Origin of the sequence: Streptomyces mesophilus (genome assembly GCF_011044995.1) — a bacterium.
GTDB lineage: Bacteria > Actinomycetota > Actinomycetes > Streptomycetales > Streptomycetaceae > Streptomyces > Streptomyces mesophilus.
This window is the reverse complement of the sequence record NZ_JAAKZW010000296.1, coordinates 1-8651: the sequence shown is the minus strand read 5'-3', so window position 1 is coordinate 8651 and position 8651 is coordinate 1. Positions and strand designations below refer to the sequence as shown.

11 protein-coding genes are annotated in these 8651 nt (G+C 73.2%); all 11 read left to right on the top strand.

From position 1 onward, the window contains the following. The first annotated feature begins 160 nt into the window (after positions 1–160). The 11 genes from G6045_RS37045 to G6045_RS36995 all read left to right on the top strand — a co-directional run bounded on the left by G6045_RS37045 (position 161) and on the right by G6045_RS36995 (position 8634). The gene (locus G6045_RS37045) at positions 161–655 is read left to right on the top strand and encodes a hypothetical protein (protein ID WP_165336628.1); all 495 of its coding nucleotides are present in this window, start codon (positions 161–163) and stop codon (positions 653–655) included. A gap of 74 nt (positions 656–729) precedes the next feature. Beyond that, entirely contained in the window at positions 730–1353 is a 624-nt protein-coding gene (locus tag G6045_RS37040) for a hypothetical protein (RefSeq protein ID WP_165336627.1), read from the top strand. Continuing rightward, a complete protein-coding gene (locus tag G6045_RS37035; protein ID WP_165336626.1) occupies positions 1350–2000 on the top strand; it encodes a hypothetical protein in 651 nt (216 codons plus the stop codon). The genes G6045_RS37040 and G6045_RS37035 overlap by 4 nt, the downstream gene beginning before the upstream one ends. A gap of 63 nt (positions 2001–2063) precedes the next feature. Next, entirely contained in the window at positions 2064–2432 is a 369-nt protein-coding gene (locus G6045_RS37030; protein WP_165336625.1) for a hypothetical protein, read from the top strand. Positions 2433–2664: 232 nt separating this feature from the next. Next, a complete protein-coding gene (locus G6045_RS37025) occupies positions 2665–3105 on the top strand; it encodes a hypothetical protein (RefSeq protein WP_408056412.1) in 441 nt (146 codons plus the stop codon). An 83-nt stretch (positions 3106–3188) separates the two neighbouring features. Beyond that, a complete protein-coding gene (locus G6045_RS37020) occupies positions 3189–3920 on the top strand; it encodes a L,D-transpeptidase family protein (protein WP_165336624.1) in 732 nt (243 codons plus the stop codon). Between the two features lie 123 nt (positions 3921–4043). Then, positions 4044–4649, top strand: a complete 606-nt coding sequence (locus tag G6045_RS37015) for an RNA polymerase sigma factor (protein WP_328708042.1) — start codon at positions 4044–4046, stop codon at positions 4647–4649. A 248-nt stretch (positions 4650–4897) separates the two neighbouring features. Then, positions 4898–5695: a hypothetical protein gene (locus tag G6045_RS37010; protein WP_165336623.1), complete on the top strand. Its 798-nt coding sequence runs from the start codon at positions 4898–4900 to the stop codon at positions 5693–5695. Positions 5696–5741: 46 nt separating this feature from the next. After that, complete coding sequence (locus G6045_RS37005; protein WP_165336622.1) at positions 5742–6539, top strand: hypothetical protein; 798 nt, start codon at positions 5742–5744, stop codon at positions 6537–6539. 245 nt (positions 6540–6784) lie between these two features. Then, complete coding sequence (locus tag G6045_RS37000) at positions 6785–7504, top strand: RNA polymerase sigma factor (protein ID WP_165336621.1); 720 nt, start codon at positions 6785–6787, stop codon at positions 7502–7504. Next, on the top strand, positions 7504–8634 hold the full coding sequence (locus G6045_RS36995) for a hypothetical protein (RefSeq protein ID WP_206344685.1): 1131 nt from the start codon (positions 7504–7506) through the stop codon (positions 8632–8634). Before G6045_RS37000 ends, G6045_RS36995 begins: the two co-directional genes overlap by 1 nt. Positions 8635–8651: the final 17 nt, after the last annotated feature.

The window sequence follows — 8651 nt, the reverse complement described above, 5'->3', positions numbered from 1 at the left end:
GGGTGAGGGAGGGTGAAGAAGGGGATGTTCAAGGCATAACGCGGGTGGCCGAAGGTGATCGTCCGGTCCGGATGTGGCTTCCATCTGTGCCTTTCGGTGGCGAACTGCCTCGCAGATGTGTTGGATTCACGTCAAAGACGTCGTGGGCGGGGAGTAAGGCATGGGGTTCTGGGGGTACTACGTCGTCGGCCGCGCGGAGCGGCCTCTCGCGGAGTGCGCTGCGTTCGAGGACGTACGGGACGGGCTCTCGCTGCACGAGCAACGGCCGGGCGGCTGGCAGGTGTGGGAGGCGTCCGTCCCCGAGATCGGGTCGATGGCGGCGCTCGCACGGGAGACCGGGGCGCCCGCGCTGTTCGGGTTCGTGATGGACAGCTCCTGCGTGGCGGTCGAGGCCGCCGCACCGCAGAGCGGGGCGTGGAACGCGTGTCTCGCGCGCGACGCGATGGCCGAGTTCCTGGCCGCGGACGGGAAGGAGCCCGACGATCTCTTCCTGCCCGCGCAGGACGCGGCGGAGCGGGCGGCCGCCTGGGCGGCGGAGGCGGGGCACACGGTGCGGGCGGCCGATGTCACGGCCGTGCTGAACGCGCCCGCCGATCCGTCCGCCGAGCTGTTGTTCTTCCGGTTCCTGGAGCGGCTGGGGATTCCGGAGTCCTGAGCGTGGGGGCGTGACGTTTCCGCCGGGCGGGGCGCAGTAAGGGGAAGTGCACCGTCCGCAAGGTGGAGGCGTCCATGAGTCCGGTGGAACTGATCGCGCAGGCCGACGAACGGAGCCTGTCCGTGTCGGGGCTCGCCTGCCTCGACTGCTGCCTGCCGCTGCTCGGCGCCGCCGACGACGCGCTGCGTCCCCTGTGGTCCGCGGTGGAGTCGGGAGCGGGCTGGGGTGCGGAACTCGTGCTCGTACGAGATGAGTTGGCCGGAATAGGTGCCGATGCCGGTGCCGGTGCCGGGGCCGGCGACGACGAGGCCACGCGTCTCGTCGTACGCATGCTGGAGACCGCGCCCGAAGAGCCGGCGGGCGCCCCGCTGCGGGCCTGGGCCGACGCCTGCTCGGCGGCCGCGCTGCGGGTGCACCGGCTGTACGACCTCGGCGGGCGTGGCGGGCCGGCCGGGCAGGTGCGTGCGGATGGGCAAGTACGCGCGGATGGGCAGGCGCGCCCGGACGGGCAGGCACGCTCGGACGGACCGCAGGACGGGTCCGGGCCCCTGGTCACCGGTGAACTGCGCCGTCAGATACGCGTCCTCGAGCTGCTCGCGGGCCCGGGCGGAGGACTGCGGCAGGCGCACGCGCTGGCCGTCGAAGGGCGGCGGATCCTGCGGGCGGTGGTGTCGCGGCGCGCCAGGGCCCGCGTGTGAGACCGCGCTCGTGGGCGCTGATCGCCGTCCTTGTCGCGGTGCTGCTCTCGCTGGCCTACGTCAGCCGGGAGCGGGAGGCGCGCGGGGCGTCCACGGCACAGGCGCCCGCGGGTCCGGTGCCCCGGGTGTGCAGGGAGTACCCCGAGCTGCCGGACAGCATGCGCGCTCCCACGGCCGTGCCGCCCGCGGAGCCCTGGCTGTCGGTCGGCGGCCACGGCTGGACGTCCGACGGCCCGAACGGCGGAGACAAGGGACACTTCACGGCCTACGGCACGCTGCACGCGGGCGCGCACCCGCTCGTCGTCGACGAGCCCTTCGCTCCGTCCGGCGTCGAGCTGACGGTCTGCGCGCCGCACGGCGGCGGGGTGCTCTTCGCGCGCGGTGAGATGACACCACGGGTCGAGCACGGGCCCAGGGTGAAGGGCGGCGAGCGGCGGATCGGCGCCGGCGGGATGCTGCACTTCAGTGTGCGGATGAGCCTTCCGTCCCGTGAGGCGGAGAAGCTGGACTCGGTACCGCCGCTCAGCAACGACGAGCGGGACTACCCGGTCGTGGTGCTCGAGGCGCGCGTACCTGGCCTGAAGGAGCCCTTGCGGGCCGCCAGTTGTGATGCGGTCTGCCGCGATTCGGGCCTCGAAGAGGCTTGAGCGCCACCTGATCTGCCCGCGCGGTCGAGTGACGATCACGGTCCTCCGTGCGCTCTGCTTCATATGACCGCACACCAAGCGACAAAGCCCGCCCGCTGGGCCGCCGACTCCGTCTCCATGCTGCGCGAGGGCGCGCGGCTGTACCTGGACTATTCGCCGAGCAGCCTGTGGCGCCTGGACCGGGTGATAGGCGAACTGCGCCGCGAGAACCCGCCGTTCGACGCGGTCGAGCTCACCCTGCGGGGCTTCGGCGCGTACGCCGGTGAGGTCCTGGTACGTCACGCGGACGGCGTCTGGGAGGAGGGCGACGGCGGCTACCGCCTGCGTACCGGCGAGGACGGCCTCTGGGACCCGCTGGGCGAGGCACGGCGCTGCTTCGAGGGGGAGGGGTCGCTCCGCCTTCTGTGCCGGGACGTGCTGCGGGAGGGGTGACTGTCGCCCGCCTTGCCGCACCGGGGACGAGAACGGGTAGGGCGGAATTCCTGCCGGGTCCGGCCGGGTTCGGGCGCCATAGACGGTTGAGACGGGGGAACGGTTGTACGAGTGGCGCAAAGGTGGTGCGTGAGAAGGCGCACGTCCGCAAGCCGTGACGATCACACCTGCCCTCGCGCTGGGTCGGAGGGGAAGCCGAGGAGCTTCTCGCCGGAACGGCAAAGGGGCGGGGATGAACCAGGGGTGCGGTGGGCGCGGGGCGAAACGGGTCGCGGCCGAGGTGCGGATGCGGGTGCACGCGCGGGAGTTCGTCGCGCAGGTGACGCGGCGCAACCGGCTGCCGCTCGACTACACCGTGGCCAGCCTGCGGGTCGTGGACTTCATGGTGGACGGACTGCGCAAGGCGGGCGCCGGAGTCCCGCGCCCCGAGCGGGTGTTGTACGGGCTCGGGGTGTACGTCGGCGAAGTGCTTGTGCGTCAGGCGGGTGCCGTGTGGGTCGAGTTCGACGAGACGCAGCGGGAGTACTTCGGGCAGGCCGTGGGGGTACGGATGCCGGACGGGCGCGTATGGAATCCGCTCGGCAGGGTCGTGAACCGGTTCGACGTCGGGGGAGAGGAATCCCTGCAGACCTTCTATCTGACGCTGCACGGCCGGGCGCGTAAGGCCGCTTGAGGGGCGCGTCAGGGGTTGAGTGAGGGCGGGCGAATTGGCTCGCCGGTACGACGTGAACGGGCAAGGCGGAAAGGTGCGGGCGCATGGGTGAGCGCGGACGGATGCGGTGGCCGGGCGGGTCGAGGTCGCGCAGGGGCCGGCTGGTCCTCGCCGGGGTCGTGCTCGGCGTGGTGGCGCTCACCTCGGGGGCGGGCTCGCCCGACCGGCAGCCGCCCGCCGCCCCCGACTTCCCCGTCCCTGTCGAGATCGGTGATGCCACCCAGCTGATCACCGTCGAGTCCAGCAGTTCGTACGCGACCGTCACCGCCTGGGCCAAGGGTGCGGCGGGCTGGAAGTCCGTGCTGTCGACGCGTGCGGGGAGGGTCGGGTCCAACGGGGTCGTGCCCGGGGCGACGCGGCGGCAGGGCACGTACACGACGCCCGGCGGTACGTACACGCTCACCGAGGGCTTCGGGCTCGGGCCCGGTGGGACCTCCATGCCGTACACCCGCGTGAACTCCACGCACTGGTGGGTGCAGGACCCCGAGTCGAGGTTCTACAACCAGCTGCACACCGAGGCCGGCGCCGACTTCCCGCTCACCGAGCGCGGCGAGCGCGGCAGTGAGCATCTGGTCAATTATCCGACGCAGTACGCCAAGGCGCTGGTGATCGATTTCAACCGGTGGCCGGCGACGCCCGGTCGGGGCACCGGCATCTTTCTGCATGTGAACGGCAAGGGTGCGACGGCCGGTTGTGTGTCGGTGCCGCGCGCGACCATGGACGCGGTCATGGGCTGGATCAAGCCGGGGGCTCACCCGCGGATCGCCATCGGGTGACCGGCCGGTGAGCGCGGTGGCCGGATCCTGTCGGGGACCTGTGACGTTTCTGTGCCCGGTGGCGCTGTACGCCGGGGAACGCGGGCACGGTGCACAGTGCCGCCGGGGCGGGTTGGGAACGTAGTGGGGCAACAGGCGCGAGCCGACGACGAGCAGCTGGGCGCGGCGGTCGTACGGGCGCAGGGCGGGGACGAGCAGGCGTTCGCGACCGCGTACCGCATGGTGCAGCCGGGTCTGCTCGGGTATCTGCGCGGGCTCGTCGGGGACGAGGCCGAGGACGTGGCCGCCGACGCCTGGCTGGAGATAGCGCGCGACCTCGGGCGGTTCAAGGGGGACGGCGCGGGTTTCCGCGGCTGGACGGCCGTGATCGCCCGGCACCGCGCGCTCGATCTGCTGCGGCGTCGCAAGGCGCGGCCGCAGCAGAGCACGTACGAGAGCGATCTGCTCGAACTGCCCGGCGCACACGACACTCCCGCCGAAGCCCTGGAGACCCTGTCGACCGCGCGGGCCCTCGCGCTGATCGCGGAACTGCCCCGTGACCAGGCCGAGGTGGTGCTGCTCCGGGTGGTGGTCGGGCTCGACGGGCCGAGCGTGGCGCGGGTGCTCGGCAAGCGGCAGGGAGCGGTGCGGATGGCCGCGTACCGCGGCCTGAAGAGACTGGCCGGCAGGATCGCGGCGGAGCCGGGTGTGACGGATGACGGGCCGCGCACGCTGGGTGAGGCGAGATGAACGTCAACTGGCCTCGCGGTGACGAGGACGACAGCGGCCGGCGTACGGCGGGTGGGGGCGGTGCATCGGCGCTCCCGGAGGTTGGTGCGCTCCCGGAGGTTGGCGCGCGCTCGGAGGCTGGTGCACTGCCGGCTGCGGAGGCGGTCTCGGCATCGGGGGTGCCCCCGGCTGCGGAGGTGGCCCCGGCGTCGGGTGCACGCACGGCGTCGGCCCCACCCTCGGCATCCGACGCGTCCCCCGCACCGGATGTGCTTCCCGCCCTGGACGAGTTGATCACCGCCGCCTCCTCGGCCGAGGTCGACGCGGACGGTCAGGCTGCCGCTCTCGCCGCCTTCCGTGCCGCGCGGGATTCCGGTGCGCACCGCCAGGGGGCGCGGACGCGGCGGCGCGACGACTGGCGGCCGCGTACGCATGCGCGTATCGCCTGGCGTGCGGTGCTCGGGACGCTGATCGCCGGGCTGACGGTGGGCGGGGTCGCCGTCGCGGTGTCGGGCGGGCCCGGATCCGGGCCGGACGTCGACTCGTCGGCGCCTGCGGCGACTCCGGCGGTTCCCCAGCGTGAGCCCGAGTCCGAGCGGGACCGGGCAGGCACTCCCGACGACCTGCCGGAGCCCGGGAAGGAGCGGTCCGCGCGGCCCTCCCGGCCGGGCGACGTGCGGCACGAGGAGGCGCTGTGCCGGAGCCTGGACAAGGTGGGAGGCAAGGCGCTCGACTCCGCAGCACGGCAGCGGCTCACCGAGGCGGCGGGCCCGCAGGGCGACGTACGGGCTTACTGCGCCCGCCTGTTGGCGGAGGCCGAACGCGCCGGGACCGCCGGTCGCGGAGCGTCCACGAAGGAGCCCGACGGGCAGGGGGCACCAACGAAGGAGCCCGACGGGCAAGGCGCGGCGTCCACGAAGGAGCCCGACGGGCAAGGCGCGGCGTCCACGAAGGAGCCCGAAGAGCAAGGCGCGTTCACGAAGCAGTCCGACGGGCAAGGCGCGTTCACGAAGCAGTCCGACGGACAGGGCGCGTCCTCCCAGAACGACCCCCTCGCTGATCGCTGACGGAATCGTGGGCCGCGAAGGGCCCGGACCTGGGGGGAACCGGAAGATGAGGCTGGCGCGGAAGGCTGCCGGGCTGTGTCTGGCCGCGGGACTGCTGGTGTCGTGTGCGCACGGGCCCGCTCGCGACGGTGACGAGGGCGACAAGGCACCCAAGGCGTGGTGGCGTGGCGGCCGGGCGGCGGCGCCGGAGCGGTCCGACGCACGCGGGGAGAAGCTGGCCGCCGAGTCCTTCCGGCTGTTCAGGTCGGCCGAGTCCGTACGGATGACCCGCACGAGCGGCGCGGGCGAGGCCTCCCTGCTCATGGACCGGGCGGGCAACTGCACCGGCACCTACGACGCGGGGCCCATGAAGCGGGCCGAGGTCATCGTGGTCACGGCGCAGGGCGGCGAGGGGGCCGCCTACGTCCGGTACACGGCCGAAGCGCTCGCCGAGATCCTCGACGAGGCCGCGCGGCGCGGGCCCGCCACCGAGGCGAAGGTCAAGCCCCGGGTGGAGCTGATCCGCGGCAAGTACCTCAAGATGCCCGATCCGGAAGGGAAGTTCGCCCGGCAGTGCAACCTCCAGGTCGGGGTGCAGTCGCTGCCCTTCGAGACGGAAGGTGTCGAGGCGGGAGCCCCGACGGTGCGGCACGGGGTGCGCGTCATTCCGCTGACGGGCATGGGGGAGGGCGACGACACGTTGTACGTCGCCGCCGAGGGGGCGCCGTACATGCGCTTCGTGGTGGTGGAGTCCGGCGGCGAGATGCGCTTCTCGGATTACGGCGAGCCGGTACGCGCCGAGGTGCCGCCCGCCCCTCTCGTGGTCGAGGCCGACGACATGGCCGGCGGACTGCTCACCGCGTGAGCCCGAGGGCTGACAAGCAACAGCCGGAGGCCGCCACCCCCCACAGGAGAGGCCTCCGGCTGCCGCGTTGTGCGGGCGGTCCTTGGGGGGAGCCGCCCGCACTAAGTACTGCGTCGCGCATGCGGTTTGTGTCACACCGCACTCAGTGACGCACTAGTTGCACGTTGTACAAACATGGACGCGACACCTGTTGACGCCGTAGCGTGCTGGATCGCACCGGGCTGCGACACGGGCAGGATGAGGCATTGCTGGGGGATGACGCGGAGCTGACCGCCGCGGTACTCGCGGCGCAGGGTGGGGACGAGGCCGCGTTCCGCGCTGTGTACCGCGCCGTACAACCGCGGCTGCTCGGCTATGTCCGCACCCTCGTGGGCGAGCTCGATGCCGAGGACATCGCCTCCGAGGCCTGGCTCCAGATCGCCCGCGATCTGGACCGTTTCGAGGGCGACGCGGACCGGTTCCGCGGCTGGACGGCGCGGATAGCCCGTAACCGCGCGCTCGATCATCTACGGATGCGGGGGCGCCGGCCGCTGATCGGCGGCGACGAGACCGAACTCACCGGAAAGCCGGGCGAATCGGACACCGCCGGCGAGGCCATGGAGGCGCTCGCGACCGGTAACACCCTCGCGCTGATCGCGCAGCTTCCCCAGGACCAGGCCGAGGCCGTGGTGCTCCGCGTGGTCGTCGGACTCGACGCCAAGAGCGCAGCAAAAACCCTGGGCAAACGCCCCGGTGCCGTACGCACGGCCGCGCACCGCGGTCTCAAGCGGCTCGCCGAACTGCTCGGCGCCGAGGCGCAGTCCGGCGACGCCGGGCTCGACGCCGTGCCGGGGCAGCGGACCGGACCCCCCTGCCCGGCCCCGCGCGGGCACGACAGGGTGACGCACGAACGTCCCGACGATACGGAGCACGGCCGGCCCGGCGGTGTGACGCATTCGCGGATGCGGACGCAGAAGGACATGTGATGGCGGACGAGCACGACCGGTGGTTGACGAAGGATGCCGCGGAGCGGTTGCTGCGCGGTGAACCTTTCGGTGCCAACGGGCAAGGCCGCCATGACGGCGAGGAGGCGGCGCGGGCCGAGCGGCTCGCGAAGGCCCTCGACGCCGTGCGCCCGCAGACCGGTCCCGTACCGGGGGAACTTCCCGGCGAATCCGCCGCGTTGGCGGCATTCCGGGCGGCGGGACACGGTGCAGGGGTCACCTCTGCGGCATCTTCCGCCTCTGTCTCCGCCACTTCCGCCTCCGTTTCCTCCGGCGATACGTCCGTACGCATAGGGCGAGGCGCCCCTTCGGGCCGCGGCGCCCATGCCGCCCCCGGCCGTACCCTCTGGGGCCGCCCGCTGCGCTTCGGAGTGGTCGCCGCGCTCGCGGCCTGCACGATCGGCGGTGTGGCCGTCGCCGCGGGTACGGGGGTGCTTCCGACTCCTTTCGGCGACAGCGACCCTGCGCCCGCCGCCTCCGTCTCCGCCGCGGCCAGCCCCTCGCCCAGCTCGCCGGACCCTGACGCCACGACGCCGGGTGTGGTCGGGGAACCGTCCGCGACACCGGGCGGGAGCGAGGACCCGACCCGGCCCGAGGCGCCCCGGGCCTCACCGGGCTCCAGCGGTGACGGCATGGGCAGCCGGGACCCGAACACGGGTGGGCGGCACGAGTGGTCCAAGGGCGACGAGTGGTACGCCCGGGTCGTCGAGGCCTGCCGCGATCACGAGGCGGGCCGGACGCTCGACGGCGACCGGCGCCGGCGCCTGGAGTCGGCGGCCAAGGAGGCCCAGGGAGGCAGGGGCGCCGAGGAGATCGGACGGTTCTGCAGGGACCTGCTCAAGACGCAGGACGGCCGGCAGGACCAGGGTGGCGACGGCGACTACAACGGCGGCGGCTCGGTCGACGGAGGCGGCGACGGAGGCGGCGACGGCGAGGGTGACGGTTCCTCCGGCGGTTCCTCCGGCGCGGACGGCGAGGGTGGTGAGGGAGAGATAGGCGGCGCACCTGGCGCGTCGAGCGCTCCCGCCGCCCCGGCTCCCCTGCCGCACCCGGACCCGGACCCGACCGTGAGCGCCGACCCCTCGCCGAGCATCAGCGGCGCGACAGCCTGAGCCTGGCTCGGCGAGGG

Coding starts and splice junctions, on each gene's coding strand:
- G6045_RS36995 (WP_206344685.1), top strand. CDS start 7,504: ATGGCGGACGAGCACGACCGGTGGTTGACGAAGGATGCCGCGGAGCGG.
- G6045_RS37005 (WP_165336622.1), top strand. CDS start 5,742: ATGAGGCTGGCGCGGAAGGCTGCCGGGCTGTGTCTGGCCGCGGGACTG.
- G6045_RS37025 (WP_408056412.1), top strand. CDS start 2,665: ATGAACCAGGGGTGCGGTGGGCGCGGGGCGAAACGGGTCGCGGCCGAG.
- G6045_RS37030 (WP_165336625.1), top strand. CDS start 2,064: ATGACCGCACACCAAGCGACAAAGCCCGCCCGCTGGGCCGCCGACTCC.
- G6045_RS37045 (WP_165336628.1), top strand. CDS start 161: ATGGGGTTCTGGGGGTACTACGTCGTCGGCCGCGCGGAGCGGCCTCTC.
- G6045_RS37040 (WP_165336627.1), top strand. CDS start 730: ATGAGTCCGGTGGAACTGATCGCGCAGGCCGACGAACGGAGCCTGTCC.
- G6045_RS37020 (WP_165336624.1), top strand. CDS start 3,189: ATGGGTGAGCGCGGACGGATGCGGTGGCCGGGCGGGTCGAGGTCGCGC.